The following is a 22,255-nucleotide window of genomic DNA, read 5'->3' as shown; positions in this document are numbered from 1 at the left end:
GTGACCCCTCAGACCAGATTGTTTCTGACCGCAAACGCGATCGCTTCGGACCGGGTCTTGGTTGCGGTCTTGCGCATGACGCTGGTTATGTAATTGTTGATCGTGTTGCGTGAGATACCGAGAATCATGGCGATTTCGTCGCTCGTCTTGCCCTCGGCGATCCAGAACAGGCATTCCAGCTCCCGGTCCGTCAATTCGAAACTGCGCTCGCCCTTGCCCTCGATGCAATGACCGAAGCTCGCGAAATAGGCCGTCAGCAACCCGACTTCACGAAGTCGCTCGGGCGACAGGATAAAACCGTCGCGATAGAGCAGCATCAGCGACAGCCGGGTGCGGCCGACATTGAGTGTCAGCGAGCAGTACTGGCGGCTCGAGCCTTCCGGCAAGGTCACGTCGTCTGGCAAAACCGAAAAGCTCGGCTGGAAAAGCAACATGCACTTCTCAAGCTCGGTGGTCCGCACGTAGGCGCCGACGAGATCGGATGCCAGACGCCGGACAAGATCGAACGGCCAGTCGGACGACATGACGAAATCGAGGCCGCTTTCCTGGAGCAGGTCGCAGCGGGCGAGCATATAGTGGGAGGCGCCGATATAATCGGTCAGGGCGCGCAAGCCCGAATGGATGTAGGGGGAGCCTGCGACGTCCATGAGACGCAAGATCAGCTGGTCACGTGTCATGCTCTTGGCGGGAAGCGTTGGGATAATAACATCCCCTTCGCTGCGGCTGGCCTGAAGTATATTCATGTCCATTTGCATTTCCTGCCATGTTAAACGTTTAACGTGGGCGCTAGGACGTCCTGCCTGGACTAAATCTGACCTTGAGTGCTTTAACTCTCTGTCCCCGAATCACTATAAACAAACGTACACCCTGGAGCAGCGGACCTCCAAGTTCTAAGGATTTCGGAAGCATCTATTCTCTGTATTTTGAGTATCTGATCAAAACCGGCCCCTCAATCCACACCCCGATTGAACGTTAAAACGATTCTGCAAAACCATCAATGGCCGGCTTTTGCAAAGAACGAAGGCATCAGGCCGATCACGAAAAAAGGCCGGGAATGAACCCGGCCCTTGTGTCAGGCGGCGACGTCGATTGCCCATTTTCGGAGGATTTTCGCCGCGCGTTCTTCGCTCATTTCCACCATGCGCGACAGGCGACGTTCCGGGCCTTCCTTGACACGGCGATTGAAGTTGCCGTCGTCGTCGCCCATCGTCAGCAGGTCGTCGGTGCTGTCGAAGCCGAAGTCGGAGCCGAAGCCGTCCATCAGGGCACCCCCGGCGCCGGCACCGCCCGGTGCAAAGTCCGGCAGTTCCAGGCCTGCTGCATCTGGAAGGGCGCTATCGGCTTCTGTCCCGGCCAGGCGTCCACCGGCTACCGAGCGGATCAAAGGACGGAAGCCCATCATGATGATCAGGAAGGCGACGACGACGAAGGCGAGCGAGTTGATGATGCCAGCCATGTTGCGGCTCAGCATGTCCATGATGCCGGGGCTCGAGGCCGTGTCGTCGAGCAACTGGGTGTCGAGGAAATCCATGGCGTTGACGGTAATGATATCGCCGCGCTTGGGGTCGAGGCCGGCAGCCGTCGCCACGATCTTCTGCATGTCGGCGATATAGGCGTCGATCTTCGCCTGATCGGCGGGTTCACCAACCATCTTGGCGATGCGACCCTTGTTAACGACGACGGCGACCGAAAGCTTCTCGAGCTTGTAGCTGTTACGGACCGTGGCCGTTGTCGTGCTGTTGATCTCGTAGTTGGTCTGCTCGTCTTTCTTGTCGGTCTGGTCACTGTTTTGCGGGCTGGCGCCACCCGATGCGGGCGCCGCCTGGGGGATGTTCTGTTCGACCGTTGCAGCCGTGTCGGACTGCTGCTGCTGTGATTTCTGGTTTTCTTTGGTGGTGCGGACCGAGCGCTCGACCTTGGACTCCGGATCGTAGACCGTCGACTGGATCTGCTGCGTGTCCGTATTCAGCTGCGCCGTGACGCTGGAGCGGAAATTGTCCATACCGAGGAACGGAGCAAGCGCCTTGTCGATGTTCTTCTCGACCTCGCTCTGGACGTTCTGGACAATGCCGAGGTTGCGGTTGAGGGCATTGTTGCCCGGATCGTCGCCGGAGGCGAGCAGTTGGCCGGTGGAATCCAGGATCGTAACGTCGTCGACTTCGAGGCCGGGCACGGCCGAGGCGACGAGATGGCGAATGGACTGGGCAGACTTGCGGCCGGCTTCGGAGCCGGCGCGGATCATGACGGAGGCTGTGGGCTTTTGCCCGGCTTTGCGAAAGTTGCCGACATCGGGCATGACGATGTGAACGCGGGCGGCGCTGATGCCGTTGATCGAGGTGATGGTGCGACCGATCTCACCTTCGAGAGCGCGAACGCGAGTGACTTCCTGCATGAAGGAGGTCAGGCCGAGAGAGCCGACATTGTCAAACAGTTCGTAGCCGGCATTGGTGCTGTTGGGGAGGCCTTTTTCGGCGAGCAGCAGACGTGCCTTGCCTGTGGTGCCTGCAGGAACGGTGACGCTGGTACCGTCGGTGCCGACCTGGAATGCGATATTTGCTTCTGCAAGCGCGATGCTGATCTGGTTGAGGTCCGGCTTGTCCAGGCCGACGTAAAGCGTCTCCTGGGCGGGCTTATTGACGTAAAGGGCTGCGCCCAGAACCACGGCAATGGAAAGCACTGCGACGCCGCCCAACGCCATAAGGCGGTTTCGGCCTAGATTCTGAACATTCTTCAATATCTGAAGTAGTTGATTTAACAGATTCATTCTGTTCTCGCACGCTTCGTCAAAGACCAAACTGGCTTTGTGCCCTGCAGCGAAGATAGGCAGCGAAGCTTGCGCGAGCGTTTCTTCCAACGCAGTCGGCGTTTGCGCGGGCTCGGAGTAAGCCGCGGGAGGCCGCGTCTTGCGTTTCGATTTTCGTGGCGACTAGAAGAAGTCGAAGTCGCCGGCAGCCTTACTTAGCGGCTGCGAATGGCCGTGACGAACTCCGCCGCCGAGGGCCCTCTGCATTTCGGAGAGCTTCACCAGGCTCAGTGCGGTCGCGACGTCGACGATCCACGCTTCCGGAATTTCAGCCGTGAAGGTATCGATGAACTCGGCGATGCCGCGGGTTTTCTGCACGGCGAGATCGATGCCCTGCATGACCTTCATGGAATCCGGCGACTGCGCGTCGATGCCCTTCAGTTCCAGCAGTTGCGGCTCGATGCGCTCGATCAGGTAGGCGACGTCATGCAACTCAGAAACTATCCGCATGAGGATGGCGGGCAGCGCCTCCTCGACAGTCGAAGCCTCCGTTGACGAGATAGCGTTCATGAGTAGACCTCGCTTTTCAAAAGAATTCGACCGTGTTTTCGACAGGCCTGGCCGCAACGACCGGACGGCGCTCAAGATCGACCGTCTTCTTGGTTTCGGCACCGGTCAGCGGATATTGCCGCGCCCGACCCGATACCGGCCAGAATTCAACCTTGCGCCCGTGGTCGCCCCCCGTGCTGGAGCCGACAACACGAATGCCTTCGTCACGCAGGAACTGCACGGCAAATGCGGCATTCTGTTCGCCGACATTCGAGAAGGTCGCAATCGTCTTCGCACCCCCAAATATCTTGGCTTCCAGCCGATCGCGGCGGGCTCCCTGCTTAAGGAGCCCGTTGATCAGCAATTCCATGAGATGGACGCCATAGCGCGTCGCATCTCCGCCGGTCATCGGCGAGCCGGCATTGCCCGGCAACAGAAAGTGGTTCATGCCGCCGACACCGGCGACAGGATCACGCAAACATGCAGCCACGCACGAGCCGAGAATGGTCGACAGCACCGCATCCGGGTCGCTGAGAACCTTGTACTCGCCTTGTATGATGTGCACGCGCCGGACTGCACCCTCGGTGATCATTTCAGGGCTCCAAACACAGCCTCGATAGCCGCCTTCATCTTCTCGATGGTAAAGGGCTTGGCGAGAACGTTGTTTGCACCCAGGGCCGCCGCCTTCTGCACCAGGGCACGGTCGCCCTGCGCGGTCAGGATGATGAACGCGGCTTTCTTGGTGGCCGGATTCGTCCGGACCGCCTGGAGCAAGCCCAGGCCGTCCATCTTCGGCATGTTGAAGTCAGAGATGACAAGATGATGGGGCTGTTGCGCCATGATCTTCATCCCCTGTTCGCCGTCGCCAGCCGACGTGATTTGCTTGAAGCCGAGTTGGGTCAAGGCATCACTCAAGAGTAGGCGGCTGGTGACCTGATCATCAACGATCAGGACTTTGATTTTCTCCGCAAGAGACATTATTCGCTCTCCTTTCGGGCGGCTGTCATTTTCAATATTTCGTCACCGATGGCAGACAGTGCAAGCTGCTGCTCAACCGCGCCAAGTTCGTGTGCAACTCTTGGCATTCCGTAAACAACGCAGGTTTTTTCGTTCTGTCCGATGGTTCTTGCACCAGCATGGCGCATTTTTAGTAAACCTGCGGCCCCGTCACGACCCATACCGGTCAGGATCACACCCACGGCGTTGCGCCCGGCCAGTTCTGCAACCGAATCGAACAGGACGTCTACGGAGGGGCGATGACCGTTTACCGGATCGCGGTCGATCAGGCGGCAATGCGGCGCCGAGGCACTGGCGACCTGCAGATGACGCTCGCCACCGGGGGCGAGATAGATCTTGCCGATCTCCAGCCGTGCACCGTCGGTGGCTTCCTGCACCACCGGTGCGCAGAGACGGTTCAGCCGCTCGGCAAAGCTTTTGGTAAAGGTCTGCGGCATGTGCTGGGTAATAACGGTCGGCGGACAGTTTGCCGGGAATTTCTGCAGAACGGCGATCAGCGCCTCTACACCACCTGTCGACGAGCCGATGGCAACGATCTTCCGGCCGACCCGGAAGTCGGCGACGGCAGTTGGCGTTACCGGAGCCTGGCGGGCCGCCTGGCTGGCAAACTGGCGCTGCGAGCGGGCCGCAGCCTTCACTTTTTCGACGAGATCGCCGAAGGGGTTGCGCTCGCCGGCGACAGGTTTGCCGACGCAATCGAAGGCGCCGATCTCCAGTGCCGCGAGGCTCGCCTCGGCGCCCCGGTGTGTCATGGTCGATACCATGATCACCGGCATCGGCCTAAGCTTCATGATCTTCTCGAGGAACTCCAGGCCGTTCATGTTCGGCATCTCGATGTCGAGCGTGATGACGTCGGGATTGAGTTCCTTGATGGCAGCACGGGCCTCCAAGGCATCGCTCGCCTGGCCAACGACGTTGACCCCGGGATCGGAACTGAGGATGGCCGTGATCAGGCCCCGCATGGTGGCGGAGTCATCGACGACAAGGACGCGGGCCGGAGCGCTCATGACTTGTTCCCCGCGCCTTTGCCGATATAGCGGTAGGTTGTGATGCCGATATTGTCGAAGACGTCCTTGGCCGGGCCGGACACGCGCTCGGAGTGGCCGATATAAAGATGCCCCTTGTCCGGCATAAGACCGGCGAAGCGCTGCCAGATTTTCACCTGGGTCGGCTCGTCGAAGTAGATGACGACGTTGCGGCAGAAAATGACGTCGAAATTGCCCTTGAACGGCCATTGTGCCATCAGGTTCAATTCGTTGTAGGTGACCAGCCGCTTGACGCGATCGTCGACCTGGAACTTCCTGCGGCCCTGGATCTCGACTTCCTGGAACCATTGCTTGCGCATCGCAGGCGAGACCGTCTCGAGAGCCGCTTCGTCATAGGCGCCGGTGCGTGCGATAGCCAAGATCTTCGGATCGATGTCGGTCGCCAGGATCCGGAAATCGTAATCCGCAGCGTTCGGCATCAACGACAGGACGGTGAGCGCGATCGAATAGGGCTCCTGACCGTCTGAACTGGCTGCCGACCAGATCCGCACCCGGCCGCCGGCCTTGGCACGGGCGAGCAGTCCCGGCAACACTTCTGTGCGCAGATGGTCGAAATGATGATTTTCGCGGAAGAAGCGGGTGAAATTGGTGGTCAGGTGCGACAGCATTTCCCTGCGGGCAGCAGCTCCGGCGGGCGACGACACGAGCTGACAATATTCGCGAAAGCCGGAAATGCCGAGATTGCGGATATGCTTCGACAGCCGTGAGTAAACGAGCGATGCCTTGGTCTCGTTGAGCGAGATACCGGCATCGGCGTAGATCATCGCGGCGACTTCCATCAGGTCCCGGCGTGTCAGCGGATATTCACCACTGGCAAGGACTTCATCGGGCGACTGCCGGCTTTCTGCAAATCCCATAACACTCATGCTGCTTGGCTTTCGATGTCGGGGAACAGGGTTTCGAGTTCGATCAGGCAGATCATCCGGCGATCGATCGACAAGATCCCGCGGGCGAACTGCTTCTGCAGGTCGGACGCCATTTCCGGCGTCGGCTGGATAATGTCTTCGTTGATCGTCAGAATGTCGGAGACGGCCTCGACCAGCAGGCCGACCGTGTGCCTTCTCACCTGCGTCACGATGATGACGTGGCGGACGCTCGGTTCGGATGGCCGCATGCCGAGGCGGGCGGACAGGTCCATGATCGGCAGCACGACGCCGCGCAGATTGATGACACCGAGGACATAGGGTGGAGCGTACGGGATCCCCGTTGCCGGCGTCCAGCCGCGGATCTCTCGCACCGACATGACATTGATGCAGAATTCCTGGTCGCCGATGCGGAAGGCGATCAGTTCGCGCATACCTTGTGCTGCAGCCTTGAGCGGTTGGGACATGATCTTACCCCGCCGCCGCGTAGGACATCTCGGCCTTCAGTGCCTGGCCGCGCGAAGCCGCCACGACGGCATCGACGTCCAGGATCAAGGCCACGCGACCGTCGCCAAGGATTGTCGCTGCCGCGATGCCCGGGACATGGGTGTAGTTGGCCTCGAGGCTCTTGATGACGACCTGGCGCTGGCCCTGGATGGCATCGACCATGAGCGCGCGCTGGCCTCCGCCTTCCGATTCCACCAGCAGTGCGACGCCTTCGACCGGGTTGGCCTGGGTGGCACGGAAGTTCAGGATGCGGCCGACGTCGATCAGCGGGCAGAAGGAATTGCGGATCGAGATCAGGCGATGGTTGGCGCCGAAGGAGTGGATGGCGGCGGCTTCCGGCTGCAGGGTTTCGACGATGGCGGTCAAAGGCACGACAAGGGTCTGGCCGGCGACAGTCACCACCATGCCATCGAGGACGGCGAGGGTCAGCGGCAGGCTCATCGTGAAGACGGAGCCGTGGCCCGGCTTGGACGTGATGTTGATACGGCCGCCCAAGGCCTGGATGGAGCGCTTGACCACGTCCATACCGACGCCGCGACCGGAGATGTCGGAGATCTTGTCGGCAGTCGAGAAGCCTGGAAGGAAGATCAGGTTGTCGATCTCCTCGTCCGTCAGATTGGCGTCGGACGGGATCAGTTCGTTCTCGATAGCCTTCTGGCGGACACGTTCGCGATTGATTCCGGCGCCATCGTCGGCCAGTTCGATCAGGATGCGGCCGGAGCGGTGCTTGGCCGTAAGGCGAACCGTGCCCTCGGGGTTCTTGCCGAGCGCGATGCGCTTTTCAGGGCTCTCGACGCCGTGGTCGACGGCATTGCGGATCATGTGGGTCAGCGGCTCGGCGAGCTTGTCGATAACCGTCTTGTCGACTTCGGTATTTTCCCCCTCGGTAACGAGACGGATCTGCTTGCCGGTCATGTCGGCAATTTCGCGGACGATACGCGACATGCGCTGGAACACCGGCTTGACCGGCTGGGCGCGGATCGCCATGACCGAGTCCTGGATCTCGCGGGTGAGCTGCTGTAGCTCCTCGAGGCCCATATTGATCGACGATGTACCGTTGCTATCGTTCTCGACGACGCTCTGCGAGAGCATTGCCTGGTTGATGACCAGTTCGCCGACGAGATTGATAAGCCTGTCGACACGGTCGAGGTCGACGCGGATGGTCTGGCCGGCGGCAACGGTGCTGTTGGCACCGGCTGCATTCGCGGCGGCTGCCGGCGGCTCCCTCTTTTCAGCACGGGCAGCGGCCGAGGCGATAGGCGTGACATTGCTTGCGGTGTCCGCAGCCATGACAGCGGCGGCGGCCGGCGTGGACGCCACTTCATCGTCTGCGGGTGCAACGTCATCATCAAGCGACGAGAGATCGAACGGCACCGGTATCATCGGAAGCTCTTCAGCCGAGACGGCTGCGTCGAGATCTTCAGCGACCTTGATCTCCAGTTCGCAGTCCCATTCGGCAAATTCGAATACGGTACGGACCGCGTCTTCGCCCCTGTCGGTCTTGATCGAGATCGTCCAGCTGAAATAGGCGCCTTCCGCATCGAGATCCTGCAAGGCGGGGAGCGTCTGCATGTTGCAGCGGATGCTCATCTCGCCCAGTCGCGACAGGTCGCGCAGCAAGAGCGTCGCGTCGTTGCCCTTGGCATAGAGCTCGTTGCGAGGCTTGAAGCTGATATCGTATTGCGGCAACTCGGCCACTACATCCTCGGCGCCGTCGAACTCGTCGAAGGTAAAGGGCACAGGCTGGAAGCCGCTGTCGTCGCTCGGTGCGGGCGCAGCAACGGGAGCAGCAACCGCGACAGATTTGGGCGCGGGTGCCTCGTGGTGGTGCGACGAGGCGGAGGGCATGACGCCCTGAGCCAGTGCTTCGAGTTCCTTGACGAGGCCACGGCTTCTGCTCTGGTCGACGGTACCGCCGTCGCGGGCGACGTTGGTGAGGTCGGCGAGCACATCGGCCGCCTTCAGCATGACCTTCAGAACGTCCTGGTTCGGCTCAAGCTTGTTGGAGCGGACGCAATCGAGCGTCGTCTCGAAAACGTGGGCGAAGGCAACAAGGTCTTCGAGACCGAAAGCCCCTGCCCCACCCTTGATGGAATGAACGGCACGAAAGACGGCATTGACGGTTTCCGGATCGCGGTCGCCATCATTCAACTTCAGAAGACCCGATTCCAGTTCGGCGAGCTGTTCTTCGCACTCTTGGAAAAAAATCTCTTTGATTTCGTTCATATCCATCGGAAGAAATCCTAATTAAGCGGTTACACGCTCGATAGCATCGATCAGTTTGACCGGGTCGAAGGGCTTGACGATCCAGCCGGTGGCGCCGGCCTGGCGTGCGCGGTTTTTCTTTTCCGCGTCGCTTTCCGTCGTCAGCACCAGGATCGGTATGGCGCGGAACTTTTCGTTGCGGCGGACACCTTCGATGAAGCCGAAACCGTCGAGACGCGGCATGTTGATGTCGGTGACGATGACGTCAGGATTGGCGCCTTCCAGCACTTCCAGGCCTTCGATGCCGTCCTCTGCCTGGATCGTTTCGAAACCGGCATTGTTGAGGGTGACGAGCAGCATGTTTCGAATTGTCCGTGAATCATCCACGGTGAGCACTTTTTTCTTCATTGCCGGATCTCCTTTGCGAGCAGGTGATCTATGTTGACCCCGATCAGCTGCATGGTTTTCTGAAATGCATCCGACACCTTCGAAAAGGTGAAGGAAAGCTTGTCCTCTTCCCAGGTCTTGGCAGCAGCCATGATCACCTGGACGCAGAGGGCGCCGACCCGTTCGACGCCGGAGGCGTCGACCACAACATTGTTTCCCCGTAGCCCCATGAGCTTGCTGCGGAGCGTCGAGGCCTCGTTGAGGTCCAGCACTGCCACCAGGCTGATCTTTTTGTCTGCCTTCTTCGCTGCCATTACTGCCTTCCTTGTCGGTTGAATTCTGTCTTCGACGCATGCGGCCGAGAGGTGCGATCGTCAGTAGACACTCCGGTCTCCCCCGAAGCCTGCGACCCGCAACGGGAAATCGTAGTGATCCCCGGCTGCCCCTTCGCCGAGCGGTGCGACGGGCCTGATGTCCGGGCGTACCGGCGCAACCCTGTCGCTGGAAAACTGCTTCTGGCGCGCCACGCGGAATTCGCGGATCGTCTGGCCGAGCTCGACCACCACCGTGTGGAGGTGATCGGCCTCATCGCCCGAACTGCGGGCAAGGCTGCTCGATGCGGCGACCTTCGTGCCCAGCATGTCGACTTCTGCGGTGACCGCGCGAAGGTCGGCTGCCTGTGCATCGGTCGCATCGGCGATACCCGAGATGGCGTCGTTGATACCGGTAACCTGGAGGACGATGCCGCCGATGGCATCCTGTGTGCGGCCAACCATCTGGACGCCGGCAACGACCTGCGCCTTGGTGCCGGTCACCAGTGTCTTGATCTCGCGGGCGGCCTCGGCGGAGCGCTGGGCTAGAGCCCGCACTTCCTGGGCGACGACAGCAAATCCGCGGCCTGAATCCCCGGCCCGGGCTGCCTCGATGCCGGCATTGAGGGCGAGCAGGTTGGTCTGAAAGGCAATCTCGTCGATGCTGCCGATGATCTGGCCGATCTTTTCGGCGGAGGTCTCGATGTCAGCCATGGCGGCAATCGCCTCGCCGACAATCTGGCCACTGTCTTCGGCGGCCTTGCGCGTCTTGACCGCTTCCCGCTCGGCCGAGCGCGTCGTCGCAGCATTGTCGCGCACCTGATCTGCCAGCCCGGCCAGAAGCCGTGCATTGGCGATCAACTGCCCGGCGTGGTCGGCGGCTGATGTATCGAGGCTGCGGCTGTCGACGGCGATGCGGTCTGCGGCGGTCTCTATCGTCTGCACACGGGCGGAGAGCGAACCGAATTCACCCTGTATGGCTTCGAGCGTCGTGTTGAGCATTGCGACAAGCTCGGCATAGGCTTCGGGGACGTCGGTCGGTGCGCGCACCGTCAGGTCACGTTCACCGAGACCACTGATGACATCGGCGAAGATAGCGCGGGCCTCGGCCTGGTCGGTGACGCGCTGCTCTGCCAAGGTGCGCTGGTGCTGGATGCGCATTTCATTGAAGCGCAACGACACGGCGATTTCGACGTCGACCATGACAAGCCGGACGAGGCTTGCCACAAGTTCCGCAGATTCCCGGGCACGGCGCTTGCTTGCAGGCAACATCGAACCACCGGCGAGATCGCCGATGACGCCCGCCAGCAGATGCTCCAATATGACACCGTGGCCGGCAACGTGCCAACGCGGGTCGAGACCCATCTTGCTTTCGGAATCAGCGAGGACTTTGACCCGCTCGGCATAGAGGCTGTCGAAGCGCGCATCCGTCAGCACATCCCAATGGGACGATTGCAGATCGTGCAGCCGCTCGAGCTGGGCTTCGCTGGTGAAATTTCGTGCCGCATCGGGCATGGACTGGAAGCGGTGGAAGAGATCGCGCAGGCCCGCTTTCAGATGCGACTGGAGCATTGGGCGGTGGCGGCGGAGCGCTTCGCACTGGTCGGCATCGAGGCCGGCAAAGCGCAAACGATCGCGAAGGCTGCCTGCCTGCGTCCTTTGTCCCTGCTCTGGTATCGAGTCCTGTGTCAAAACCATTCCCGCCGCGATGCCGGGACGAATGTCCCAGCGGAATTATGCAATCGTTCAATATCAACGGTCTGCGATGGGGCACGGGCATTGGGGATCTTGAGACCCGACGGCAATGCGCGACGCGTTCATCTAGGTTGAAACTGTCTAGGAGATATCCGGGCCAATATCCGGTACGAGGGGGCGGCGTCATGCCTGGTGGGGAGGAGCAACATCTTCCCATTCCGACGTGTAACGCAATGTTTATGGTTAATTCCTTGCTTGAAGGTTAACACACCGTCGAAGATGAGCGCATTCGAATAAATCTTTTATGCGGCGAAGTATTATTGCTGCTAGAGTAGAGCCACAAGTCACACGCAAGGTTGGTGGCCTAACTGTAAAGTCAGAGTCACGTCCACGCCCCTTTGAGGTAAGAGCAATGATTGTTCTTGGTCTGAGCGCTACGCTCATTGCCAGCATAACGCTGTTTGCATTCACCATTTTGAGCCGCATCGACGACTCGCGGCAAAGGGTTGCCCTCCGGGTTCTTTAAGCAAGCTTCGCAAACGCAACTTCAATAATATCGCGATCTGCCACGCGATGGATATTCGATACGTTGTCGGAAGCCGACGCGTTTCCTCGTGGCAGCGAGCCACCTGTCCCAATATCTTGAATGAAACCTTCAGGCGTTGACAGGATTGATTGCCGGCTGGAAAGTATCGTCAGCTTTCTTCGCAGTCGAAGTCGCTCGAAGGTCTAACTCCTACCCTGGTGGATGCTTCACTTCCGCAAACCGACGGTCCATCCAAGCGGATCGATGTTGGTAAAGACGACGCCGCCGTCTTCTAGAGCCAGTTTAAGCTGTGCTTCGGTGGCGCGATGGATGTCGTGCCGGGCGCCTTCGTAGTCGCGTATGGTGCTGCGCGAGACGCCGGCTTTTTCCGCAAGGTCGCTTTGCGTCCAATCCAGGAAGCCGCGCGCCGCACGACAATGCGCTGGCGTCAGAATAGCTGGCTTACTGCCTTGATTCACGGCTCAAAAATACCCATATTGGTCACTCTAGACCATATATGTCATATTATTTACAGGATTTCCAGCCGGGGGACACCACGATGCCGCACGACACACCTTTGATCTCAACGATCGTCATGGGTCTCGTGCTGGCTTTCATCTTCGGCGCCATCGCCAACAAGCTTCGCATGCCGCCGCTGGTCGGCTACCTCGTCGCCGGTGTCCTTGCAGGCCCCTATACGCCGGGCTTCGTCGCCGACCAGGGGTTGGCACCCGAGCTTGCTGAAATCGGCGTCATTCTCCTGATGTTCGGCGTCGGCCTGCATTTTTCGCTGAAAGACCTGCTGTCGGTGCGCTTCATCGCGGTTCCGGGAGCTCTCGTGCAGATCGCCTTTGCCACACTGCTCGGCTGGGGGCTCGGCGAATTGATGGGCTGGTCGCTCGGCGGCAGTCTCGTCTTCGGCCTGGCGCTGTCTGTCGCCTCTACCGTCGTGCTGCTGAAGGCGCTGCAGGAGCGTCGTCTCGTCGAGACAGAGCGCGGCAAGATCGCAGTCGGCTGGCTGATTGTCGAGGATCTGGCGATGGTTCTGGCGCTGGTGCTGATCCCCGCGGCCGCCAGTATTTCCGGCGATGGTCATGCGCCGGTCGAGCCGCTTTCCGCCGCTGTCAACAGGCTGTTCGATCTCGATCTCGGAATTGGCGGCATCATCGGCATGACCTTGCTGAAGGTGGCGCTGTTCGTGGCGCTGATGCTGGTGTTCGGGCGCCGCGTCATTCCGTGGATCCTGCACCGCACCGCCCATACCGGCTCGCGCGAACTTTTCCGTCTTGGCGTGCTGGCGATTGCGCTCGGCGTCGCCTTCGGTGCAGCCAAGCTGTTCGGCGTGTCGCTGGCACTCGGCGCCTTCTTTGCCGGCATGGTGCTTGCCGAAAGCGAACTCAGCCATCGCGCCGCGCAGGAAAGCCTGCCGTTGCGCGATGCCTTCGCGGTGCTGTTCTTCGTATCGGTCGGCATGCTGTTCGATCCCAGCATCCTGCTGGAGCATCCGCTGCTGGTGTTGGCGACGGTGTTCATCATCGTGGTCGGCAAGTCTGCCGCCGCCTTTCTGATCGTGCTGGCATTTCGCAAACCGATCGGTACGGCGCTGACAATTTCAGCAAGTCTGGCGCAAATCGGCGAATTCTCCTTTATCCTCGCAGCAATGGGAGTCGAACTCGGTTTGCTGCCCGAGCAGGGACGCGACCTCATCCTTGCCGGCGCCATCATCTCGATCATCCTCAACCCCCTCGTCTTCTATGGCTGCGGCCGGCTCAAGCGTCATCTCGATGCCAAAAACAGCTCATTGCAGGACGCCAGTGCTGAAGCGGATGCAGCGGCACAGACGCACGCTGCGGAAGAGGAGGTGCCGGTTATCGGCGCCGAGCGGGACCCTGGCCCGACGACACTCACCGGACATGTCGTGGTCGTCGGGTACGGCCGGGTCGGCAGCATCGTTGGTCAGAACCTCCTGTCTTCCGGTACACCATTCCTGGTCATCGAAGATGCCGAAAAGCGCGTCATTGACCTCAGGGACAGCGGCATAGAGGCAATTTCCGGCAATGCTGCCTCTGCGGAAGTTCTGGGGTTCGCCAATCTCAGCGCCGCCCGTAGCCTTGTGATCGCCATCCCGAATGCCTTCGAGGCGTGCAGCGTCGCCGAACAGGCGCGCAGCCTCAATCCATCAATCCTGATCGTCGCCCGGGCCCATTCGGACGCCGAGGTGGACGAACTGACGCGCTATGGCGCCGATACCGTGATCATGGGCGAGCGGGAAATTGCGCTGGGGATGGTTGACCGGCTGCGCCAAGTGCATCATGACAGGCCTCTCTATGAAGATGCGCCGTCGGCTGATAGAATAGCTGACACGCTTGTAACTACACGTGAATAGGTCGTTTAGCCCTTGAGCCTGTCCGACGACGGCATTGCCGACAGCGAAGAGATGAGACAGCCTCGCGGCGCGATGCCCCGCGTGATGGCGTCGTTGATCGTTGCTTTCTTTGCCTATCTGGGTCTTGCCCTCGGTGGCGGCTTTGCAACGTTCGCCAGTACAGAGACCAACAATTTCTCTGCGGCCAAGGGCAGCCAGCAGCCCCATTACATCGCCCAGCGCGACAATTCCCGAGGCGTCGTCGCTGCAGAGCGCAGTGCCGAGCCCAAAGCCAGCTGGCATGACGGCAACGCTGCGCTTTTGGCCTTCGCCACGCCGATCCACACTTTCGACTACGACGCCGGGTGCCTGCCACCGCTGGCCTCATCTCTTTCCGGGCCCGGCAATGTCCGCGCCTACCTGGCCCGTGGCCCGCCGGCTGCTTCCGCCTGACCGAACGCGCGCCTCGGCGCATCTCCCTTACACCAGACACACGCGCCAGCGCTTTTCCCGCTGGCAAACGCGTATTCAAGGATAGACATCATGCGCACCTCTCCATGGCTCGTGTTCACCTACTCGGTGATCATCGTGCTTGGCATGCTCATCGCCCTGCCGAACGTCCTGCCGCAATCGGCTCTCAACCGCATTCCCGCCTGGCTGCCCCACAGCCAGGTCTCACTCGGCCTCGATCTTCGCGGCGGCTCGCACCTCGTTCTCGAAGTCGACGAAGGCGATCTGGTACATGAACGTCTGCAGACGCTTGTCCAGGATGCCCGCCGCGTACTGAGGGCGAAGAACATCCAGACCAAGTCGGTCGTCCAGAATGCGACGCAGGTCGTCATTGCGCTCACCGACCCGTCGCAGAGCGACGCGGCCGTGACCGAGCTGAAGACGCTGGCAAACACCATCACCACCGGCATCAGCGCCGGCCAATCCGACCTGAACGTGGCCTCGAATAACGGCATCATCACGCTTGCCTATTCGCAGGTCGGCATCAATTCCAACGTCGATGCCGCCGTCCAGCAGAGCCTCGAGATCATTCGCCAGCGCGTCGACCAGGTTGGCGTGTCCGAGCCGACCATCCAGCGTATCGGCAACAACCGCGTTCTCGTACAGCTGCCGGGCACCCAGGATCCTTCGCGCCTGCGCGAATTGCTGGGCTCGACAGCAAAAATGTCGTTCCACATGCTGTCTGACAGCGGCGACATCACCAACCCCGGCCCCGGCGTCACCGTCATGAAGGACGACAAGGGCAACAGCTATGCGATCCAGGATCGCGTCGAGCTCTCCGGCGACCGCCTCGCCGATGCCCGCGTCTCGTTCGACCAGAATACCCACGAACCGCTGGTGACGTTCCGCTTCGACAGCGCCGGTGCCAACCGCTTTGCTGAAATCACCCGTGCCAATGTCGGCAAGCCATTTGCCATCATTCTCGACAACAAGGTGCTGAGCGCGCCGGTCATCCGCGAGCCGATCACCGGTGGCTCCGGCCAGATCTCGGGCAACTTCACCGCCGAAAGCGCAACCACGCTGTCGGCTCTGCTCCGCGCCGGCGCCCTGCCCGCCAAGCTCACCGTCATCGAAGAGCGCACGGTAGGCGCCGATCTTGGCGCCGATGCCATCAAGATGGGCATCTATTCAGGCCTCGTCGGCTTTGCCCTCGTCGCCCTATTCATCTTCGTGCTCTACGGCACCTGGGGTATCCTTGCCAACGTCGCCCTGCTGATCCACACGATCCTGACCTTCTCGGCCCTGACGCTTGTCGGCGCCACGCTGACGCTGCCGGGCATCGCGGGTATCGTTCTCGGTATCGGCCTTGCGGTCGACGCCAACGTGCTGATCAACGAGCGTATCCGTGAAGAGACCCGCAAGGGACGCGGAGCCTTTGCCGCTATCGACAACGGTTTCCGGCGCGCCTACTCGACCATCATCGACGGTAACATGACGGCGCTCATTGCCGCCGCCATCCTGTTCTACTTCGGCTCTGGCCCGGTTCGCGGCTTCGCCGTTACCATGGGTCTCGGCCTGATCATCTCGATGTTCACCTCGGTCGCCTTCGTGCGCGTCGTGATGATCGCCATCGCCCGCCGCCGCAAGCTGAAGGTCATCAACATCCAGTCGATGTTCCGGTTCTCACCCTACGACCGGCACATCCAGTTCATGAAGGCCCGCTTCTTCGGCGTCGCAGTGTCGGCGATCCTGTCGCTCGCCTCGATCGGACTGTTCATCTATCCGGGCCTCAACTACGGCGTCGACTTCCGTGGCGGCATCCAGATGTCGGTGAAGACGCAAGGGACGGCCGATCTTTCGACGTTCCGCGAAGGCCTGAACACACTCGGCCTGGGTGAAATCACCCTGCAGTCGTTCGGCGACAAGAACACCATTCTGGTCCGCGCCCAGCGCCAGGATGGCGGCGAGGAGGCCCAGACGGCAGCAGTTACAAAGCTGAAAGCCGAAGTCACCAAGATCGACCCGACAGCAACGGTCGAAGGCACCGATGTCATCGGCCCGAAGGTTTCGGGCGAACTGGCCTGGGCAGGTATCCTGTCGGTGGTCATCGCCAGCTTCGCGATGCTGTTCTACATCTGGTTCCGCTTCGAATGGCCGTTTGCCGTCGGCGCCATCGTGACCTTGGTGCTTGATGTCACCAAGCTGGTAGGCTTTTTCGCCATCACCGGCCTCGACTTCAACCTGACGGCCATTGCCGCGGTGCTGACGATGGTCGGCTACTCGGTCAACGACAAGGTCGTCGTCTACGACCGCATGCGTGAAAACATGCGTCTCTACAAGTCGATGCCCTTGCGCGAGATCATCGACAAGTCGATCAACGAAACGCTCGCCAGAAGCCTTTACACCAACGCTACCGCATTCCTGGCGCTGGTCCCGATGGCGATCTGGGGCGGCAGCGCCGTGTCGAGCTTCGCCATTCCGATGGTGTTCGGCATCCTCGTTGCCGGTGCATCGTCGATCTTCATCGCAGCGCCGATCCTGCTGTTCCTCGGCGACTGGCGCACCCGCCACCGCGCAGTTACCGTCGCAAACGACGCCAAGGCAGCAGAAGCCGAAGCGGCCAAGCCGAAAAAGCAGCTTCCGGCAGCGGAATAGAAAAGAAAGGGCGCCCCGGCAGGAGGCGCCCTTTAACTGAAATGTGGAATATTTTCTGTCGCAAATGTCTGTCGCGAAACTCCCACTTTTGCGAGTGGCTTTTGCGACAGAAATTCCCCTGAAAAGTCAGGGATCGATGATCTTGTCGAGGATGTTAGGATATTTGCGACAGCACGTCCGCTTTGCGTCAAAAGCAGTCATCGCAGTAAGCCGTCGGCTCCACGGGACCGTTCGATATTCATTAATTTGGAAGGTCGTCGCACAGATAGTCGTGTGTTCTGGTGTTTGGATACGCAGCAGAGGAAAGAGAAAGCCACCACTGACGCGATGGTGCCTGCGCAAGGCTGAGCGGGAACATCAGAGTTTCGCTCTTCAAAAAGAACGATATTTTCTGCCTTTCATCGAAGAAAGAAATTTGAACCTGCTGAAGGATAAAAGGAGTGGTTTTTTGGCCTGGCATAACGAATTCCGGCCAAGCCCTCCGGTGGATACTCAGTCTCTGCATTTGCTGGCTGGGTTAATTCTCATTTCGATGGTAGGCGGAACATGCGATTTATTATCTTCATTTTGCTGAATTAACTGACTTGAAGTGATGCTCCGAACGGTGTCGAGAGACGAAAGAAAGTTCGTAAGGCTATCGAGCCGTCGCTAGATCGGGCAGACGTAACTGGTAGATATGTGAGGATTAAAGATGGCCGAAGATGCCGGCGTAGTAGCTGTGGACCACACGGGCTTCTCGGTCGCCTCGTTGGAGGAGGCGATCCAGTTCTGGACTGAGGCGATGGGTTTCGACCTTGCTCGCCGAGGAGAGATGGGTGGGGAGTTTCTACGGGAGGCTACCGGGGTTGACGACCCCCGTTGCCGAATGGCGCTGGTGACGGCTCCAAATGGCTACCCTATCGAGCTTCTCGAGTATTCGACAGGCCGTACGCTGGGCCAGACACCTCGTAGCGCGGGTGCGATCGGCGCCGCTCATATCGCCTTCACGGTTAAGGATATCCGCACGGCGATCGCGCGGGTTGAGACGGCGGGGTGGGCAGTGAACGGTTCGCCGCAGCCGATACCAGCCGGCCCCCGATGCGGAACAATGGTCGCGTACATCTCCGGCCCGGATGGTATCACCATAGAGCTGATGCAGCCGCCTGCTTAGTGGAGGATTGCTGATACTTTACTCCAGCGGCTGGGGCTCAAGGCTATTCGCATCAGCACCACCTATGCAAACCTGCCGCCTGCAAGCGTATATCGCATCATGAGGACGACAGTCGCCGCATGAACCGGACAGCTTGCACACCCTGGCTTGTCCGCTTTGGGCCAAAAGCAGCCTTTCACCTTTGTCGCAAATCTTCCAATTAATGCGACAGTTTTGCGGCTGAACTTTTCGACGTCGCAAAAACCAATGTTTTGCGACGGGTGAGTCCCCAGGATGCTTCACGAAGATATTTCCGGCAAGACAAACCGCCCGAAACACCCATGCCGGAAGGGATTCGGCACCAGTCTCTACCTGGGTTCCATATTTCGGTTAGGGGCTGGCCGGCAGGAGGCGCCCTTTTTCTTTACTCCATAGCCGGATCAGATCTTTGGACGGTGCAGCGGCAGCCCCGGCTTGGGCGCCGGGATGCGCTCGATGGCGCCGTGCTCCTGTTCGGTGATCAGCACCTGCTTGCCATCGACGGTGAAGGCGACGTTGCTCGGCAACGTGCCGTTGGTGCGGATATGGCCAGAGAGCTTGCCGGACGTGTCGATCAGGCAGATGTCGCCCTGGCCATACACGGCGCAATAAAGCGTGTCGTCACGATCGAAGGCCAGGCCGGCCGGTCCCTTCAGGCGCGTACCCATCGGCGAGCGCAGGGCGTGGGCAAAGATTTCCTGCCGGCCCCCGAGCACCTGACGATAGATATTACCGGTCAGCATCTCGCTGTAATAGAGCAAGCCGTTCGAATCGAAGGCAATGCCGCTCGCCAGCAGCAGGCCCGCCGCCAGCGACCGGAGCACGCGTCCGTCGGCTGGATCGATCTGGTAGATGCAACCATTGTAGGGCGCATTCAAAAAGTCCGGCCGGATTGTTTGGCCGATGACGAGATCGGCGATCCGAACGCCGGCGTCGCTCATGTACAAAAGCCCGTCCGGACCGAAAGCGAGATCACGCGGCAGGACGAAGGGTCCCGTCTCGCTGCCTTCGATCATCTGGAGCATCCGACCTTCGGGCGACAGGCGCACCAGCGAGTTTTCCGGACCGCCGGCCACCCAGAAGCAGCCATCGCCATCGACAGCCAACCCGGACGGACGTCCGCCCGGTCGGCAGATTTCCCGGCGTTGGCCGTGCGGTGCGATTACCGATACGCATCGGCGACCGTCTTCCATCTCGACACATGCAATGCGCCCATCCTGCAGTCCGACCGGCCCATCAGGCTGGTGTAACCCGACTGCAATCGTCTCATTCATTCCGACGCATCTCCCGGGGCACGCAATAATATTAAAGACATTGCTAACCTTTCCGATTCGTTAAGTAAACGAAAGCCGACCGCCGCCATTCTGCGCGTCGTTGCGTCAAACCGGCCCAAGCTCGCTTGACAGTTTTCGCCGATTCAGAACATTTAACGAACATTCGGGCAATCTAATGGTGCTTCGAAAATCTTCGGAAATACAATAACGGCATGGCAGCGGCCGCTCCGGAGCAATAGAGGAGAGCCAATGAACGCCGCCTATCTGGAAAAACTCAATCCCGAGCAGCGGCTGGCCGTCGAGCACGGCACCGACATCGACGGAAGCCATGTGTCCGGCCCCCTGCTGGTGATCGCCGGCGCGGGCTCCGGGAAGACCAACACGCTCGCCCACCGCGTTGCCCACCTGATCGTCAAGGGCGCCGACCCGCGCCGTATCCTGCTTATGACCTTCTCGCGCCGGGCTGCTGCCGAGATGGGCCGCCGCGTCGAGAAGATCTGCGCCCAGGTGCTCGGCCCGAAAGCCGGAATCATGACGGATGCGCTGGCCTGGAGCGGGACATTCCACGGCATCGGCGCGCGCCTGCTGCGCGACTATGCCGAACAGATCGGCCTCGACCCAGCGTTTACGATCCACGATCGCGAAGACAGCGCCGACCTGATGAACCTGATCAGGCACGACCTCGGTTTTTCGAAGACCGAGAACCGCTTTCCGACCAAAGGCACCTGCCTTGCCATCTATTCGCGCGCGGTCAATTCCGAGACGCCGCTGGACCAGGTTCTGCGCGATGTCTTCCCATGGTGCGCCACCTGGGAAAACCAGCTGCGGGAACTCTTTGCCAGCTATGTCGAGGCGAAGCAGGTGCAGAACGTACTCGATTACGACGACCTGCTGCTTTACTGGGCACATATGGTGCATGAGCCGCTGATCGCCGAAGACATTGGCAACCGGTTCGACCATGTGATGGTCGACGAGTACCAGGATACCAACCGGCTGCAGTCCTCGATCCTGATGGCGCTGAAGCCCGGCGGACAGGGCCTTACGGTTGTCGGCGACGACGCCCAGTCGATCTACTCCTTCCGCGCCGCGACGGTCCGCAACATCCTCGATTTCCCCGCATCGTTTTCGCCGGCCGCCCGTATCGTCACGCTCGACCGCAACTATCGCTCGACGCAGCCGATCCTTGCCGCCGCCAACGCCGTCATCGATCTGGCCTCCGAGCGTTTCACCAAGAACCTGCGCACCGAGCGGACGTCGGCACAGCGCCCGAAGCTGGTGACCGTTCGCGACGAGGCCGACCAGGCCCGCTACATCGCCGACATGGTGCTTGAAAACCGCGAGGGCGGCACCATCCTGAAACAGCAGGCCGTGTTGTTCCGGGCCTCGCATCACTCCGGCCCGCTGGAGATCGAACTGACGCGGCGCAACATTCCGTTCGTCAAGTTCGGCGGCCTGAAATTCCTCGACAGCGCCCACGTGAAGGACATGCTGGCCGCCCTGCGCTTTGCCCAGAACCCGCGCGACCGCGTGGCCGGTTTCCGACTGATGCAGCTTCTGCCCGGCGTCGGGCCGTCGACAGCACAAAAAGTGCTCGACCGGATGGACGACGAGGCGAGCCCGATTACCGCGCTGACCGAAATCCCCGCCCCGCCTCGCAGCGGCGATGACTGGACCAGTTTTGTCGAGACCTTGCAGGCGGTGAAATCGGGCAAGGCCGGCTGGCCGGCTGAAATCGGTCTGGTGCGGGAATGGTATGCGCCACATCTGGAGCGCTTGCACGAGGATGCAGCGACACGGCAGGCGGATCTTCTGCAGCTCGAACAGATCGCCTCGGGCTATCCCTCGCGGGAACGTTTTCTGACCGAACTGACACTCGACCCGCCGGATGCGACGAGCGACCAGGCCGGAGTTCCGCTGCTCGACGAAGATTATCTCATCCTCTCGACGATCCATTCCGCCAAGGGCCAGGAATGGACCAAGGTATTCATGCTGAACGTCATCGACGGCTGCATTCCCTCCGATCTCGGCGTCGGTACAAGCGCCGAGATCGAGGAGGAGCGTCGGCTGCTCTACGTGGCGATGACCCGCGCCAAGGACAATCTAGACCTGGTGCTGCCGCAACGCTTCTTCGTCCACGGCCAGAACGCCCAGGGCGACCGCCACGTCTATGCCAACCGCACCCGCTTCATCCCGGCAACGCTGCTGCAGTTCTTCGAAGTCTGCGGCTGGCCCACCGCCCGCTCAGGCTCACCCGCCGCCCAGCAGGCACGGCAGATCCGGGTGAATGTCGGCGCGCGGATGCGGGGGATGTGGCGGTAGGGGTGCTGGGGGGACCAGCGAGCGGAAGCATTCGGTGCCCCGCACTATCCGGCGTATCGAATTTGCAAGCGAAACTCAGTTCGCGCCACATCAGTTTTTGAAACAGACTTGTGACCAGCTCTTCGAGGCCATTGGCAGCCGGACCGATTGTCTTTGATTGCGGCTACAAAGCGAA

Annotated in this window: 20 protein-coding genes and 1 pseudogene; 6 read left to right on the top strand and 15 right to left on the bottom strand. The window is 60.5% G+C overall.

Translation table 11 applies throughout. From position 1 onward, the window contains the following. Nucleotides 1-8: 8 nt before the first annotated feature. The 13 genes from visN to J5289_RS05105 form a co-directional block, all read right to left on the bottom strand. Nucleotides 9-749, bottom strand: a complete 741-nt coding sequence (gene visN / locus J5289_RS05165; RefSeq protein WP_209182813.1) for a transcriptional regulator VisN — start codon at nucleotides 747-749, stop codon at nucleotides 9-11. A 323-nt stretch (nucleotides 750-1,072) separates the two neighbouring features. Then, a complete protein-coding gene (fliF, locus tag J5289_RS05160) occupies nucleotides 1,073-2,764 on the bottom strand; it encodes a flagellar basal-body MS-ring/collar protein FliF (RefSeq protein WP_209206748.1) in 1,692 nt (563 codons plus the stop codon). A 162-nt stretch (nucleotides 2,765-2,926) separates the two neighbouring features. Next, on the bottom strand, nucleotides 2,927-3,313 hold the full coding sequence (locus J5289_RS05155) for a hypothetical protein (protein ID WP_142823993.1): 387 nt from the start codon (nucleotides 3,311-3,313) through the stop codon (nucleotides 2,927-2,929). A 16-nt stretch (nucleotides 3,314-3,329) separates the two neighbouring features. Then, nucleotides 3,330-3,884: a chemoreceptor glutamine deamidase CheD gene (gene cheD, locus J5289_RS05150; RefSeq protein WP_111216786.1), complete on the bottom strand. Its 555-nt coding sequence runs from the start codon at nucleotides 3,882-3,884 to the stop codon at nucleotides 3,330-3,332. Further along, the gene (locus J5289_RS05145; protein WP_111216784.1) at nucleotides 3,881-4,270 is read right to left on the bottom strand and encodes a response regulator; all 390 of its coding nucleotides are present in this window, start codon (nucleotides 4,268-4,270) and stop codon (nucleotides 3,881-3,883) included. The genes cheD and J5289_RS05145 overlap by 4 nt, the downstream gene beginning before the upstream one ends. Continuing rightward, entirely contained in the window at nucleotides 4,270-5,316 is a 1,047-nt protein-coding gene (cheB, locus tag J5289_RS05140) for a protein-glutamate O-methylesterase CheB (RefSeq protein ID WP_142823992.1), read from the bottom strand. The genes J5289_RS05145 and cheB overlap by 1 nt, the downstream gene beginning before the upstream one ends. Further along, on the bottom strand, nucleotides 5,313-6,221 hold the full coding sequence (gene cheR, locus J5289_RS05135) for a protein-glutamate O-methyltransferase CheR (protein ID WP_209182812.1): 909 nt from the start codon (nucleotides 6,219-6,221) through the stop codon (nucleotides 5,313-5,315). The genes cheB and cheR overlap by 4 nt, the downstream gene beginning before the upstream one ends. Beyond that, nucleotides 6,218-6,685, bottom strand: coding sequence for a chemotaxis protein CheW (locus J5289_RS05130; RefSeq protein ID WP_111216778.1), 468 nt, complete (start codon nucleotides 6,683-6,685; stop codon nucleotides 6,218-6,220). Before J5289_RS05130 ends, cheR begins: the two co-directional genes overlap by 4 nt. Before the next feature lie 4 nt (nucleotides 6,686-6,689). Beyond that, nucleotides 6,690-8,957, bottom strand: a complete 2,268-nt coding sequence (locus J5289_RS05125; protein WP_142823990.1) for a chemotaxis protein CheA — start codon at nucleotides 8,955-8,957, stop codon at nucleotides 6,690-6,692. Nucleotides 8,958-8,972: 15 nt separating this feature from the next. Next, nucleotides 8,973-9,338: a chemotaxis response regulator CheY1 gene (gene cheY1 / locus J5289_RS05120; protein ID WP_111216774.1), complete on the bottom strand. Its 366-nt coding sequence runs from the start codon at nucleotides 9,336-9,338 to the stop codon at nucleotides 8,973-8,975. Further along, nucleotides 9,335-9,631 carry an STAS domain-containing protein gene (locus tag J5289_RS05115; protein ID WP_111216772.1) on the bottom strand — a complete coding sequence of 99 codons (297 nt, stop codon included), beginning with the start codon at nucleotides 9,629-9,631 and terminating at the stop codon, nucleotides 9,335-9,337. The genes cheY1 and J5289_RS05115 overlap by 4 nt, the downstream gene beginning before the upstream one ends. Before the next feature lie 60 nt (nucleotides 9,632-9,691). Beyond that, nucleotides 9,692-11,320: a globin-coupled sensor protein gene (locus tag J5289_RS05110; RefSeq protein WP_374108242.1), complete on the bottom strand. Its 1,629-nt coding sequence runs from the start codon at nucleotides 11,318-11,320 to the stop codon at nucleotides 9,692-9,694. Nucleotides 11,321-12,076: 756 nt separating this feature from the next. Beyond that, complete coding sequence (locus tag J5289_RS05105) at nucleotides 12,077-12,328, bottom strand: helix-turn-helix transcriptional regulator (protein ID WP_142823988.1); 252 nt, start codon at nucleotides 12,326-12,328, stop codon at nucleotides 12,077-12,079. 80 nt (nucleotides 12,329-12,408) lie between these two features. Between J5289_RS05105 and ybaL the strand changes: the two genes are divergently transcribed. From ybaL to secD, 3 genes are all read left to right on the top strand, one after another. Then, complete coding sequence (gene ybaL / locus J5289_RS05100; protein WP_209182810.1) at nucleotides 12,409-14,235, top strand: YbaL family putative K(+) efflux transporter; 1,827 nt, start codon at nucleotides 12,409-12,411, stop codon at nucleotides 14,233-14,235. 12 nt (nucleotides 14,236-14,247) lie between these two features. Beyond that, nucleotides 14,248-14,667 (top strand): hypothetical protein, encoded by a 420-nt coding sequence (locus J5289_RS05095; RefSeq protein ID WP_209182809.1) that lies wholly within the window; start codon nucleotides 14,248-14,250, stop codon nucleotides 14,665-14,667. A gap of 90 nt (nucleotides 14,668-14,757) precedes the next feature. Then, entirely contained in the window at nucleotides 14,758-17,319 is a 2,562-nt protein-coding gene (secD, locus tag J5289_RS05090) for a protein translocase subunit SecD (protein WP_209182808.1), read from the top strand. A 241-nt stretch (nucleotides 17,320-17,560) separates the two neighbouring features. On the opposite strand, the gene J5289_RS05085 is transcribed toward secD, so the two are convergent. Beyond that, entirely contained in the window at nucleotides 17,561-17,779 is a 219-nt protein-coding gene (locus tag J5289_RS05085; protein ID WP_209206749.1) for a hypothetical protein, read from the bottom strand. 231 nt (nucleotides 17,780-18,010) lie between these two features. On the opposite strand from J5289_RS05085, the gene J5289_RS05080 reads away from it, so the two are divergent. Both J5289_RS05080 and J5289_RS29155 read left to right on the top strand, forming a co-directional pair. After that, on the top strand, nucleotides 18,011-18,469 hold the full coding sequence (locus tag J5289_RS05080) for a VOC family protein (protein WP_209182807.1): 459 nt from the start codon (nucleotides 18,011-18,013) through the stop codon (nucleotides 18,467-18,469). Nucleotides 18,470-18,487: 18 nt separating this feature from the next. Next, nucleotides 18,488-18,592, top strand: a pseudogene (locus J5289_RS29155) (phospholipid methyltransferase); the annotation flags it as partial. 296 nt (nucleotides 18,593-18,888) lie between these two features. Here J5289_RS29155 and J5289_RS05075 read toward each other — a convergent pair. After that, complete coding sequence (locus J5289_RS05075) at nucleotides 18,889-19,761, bottom strand: SMP-30/gluconolactonase/LRE family protein (protein WP_209182806.1); 873 nt, start codon at nucleotides 19,759-19,761, stop codon at nucleotides 18,889-18,891. 249 nt (nucleotides 19,762-20,010) lie between these two features. Between J5289_RS05075 and J5289_RS05070 the strand changes: the two genes are divergently transcribed. Further along, a complete protein-coding gene (locus J5289_RS05070; protein WP_209187328.1) occupies nucleotides 20,011-22,080 on the top strand; it encodes an ATP-dependent helicase in 2,070 nt (689 codons plus the stop codon). The last annotated feature ends 175 nt before the right edge of the window (nucleotides 22,081-22,255 follow it).

It is taken from the genome of Rhizobium sp. B230/85 (genome assembly GCF_019355735.1).
GTDB lineage: Bacteria > Pseudomonadota > Alphaproteobacteria > Rhizobiales > Rhizobiaceae > Rhizobium > Rhizobium rhododendri.
Note: the sequence above shows the minus strand (reverse complement) of the source record. Positions and strands in the feature narration are given on the sequence as shown.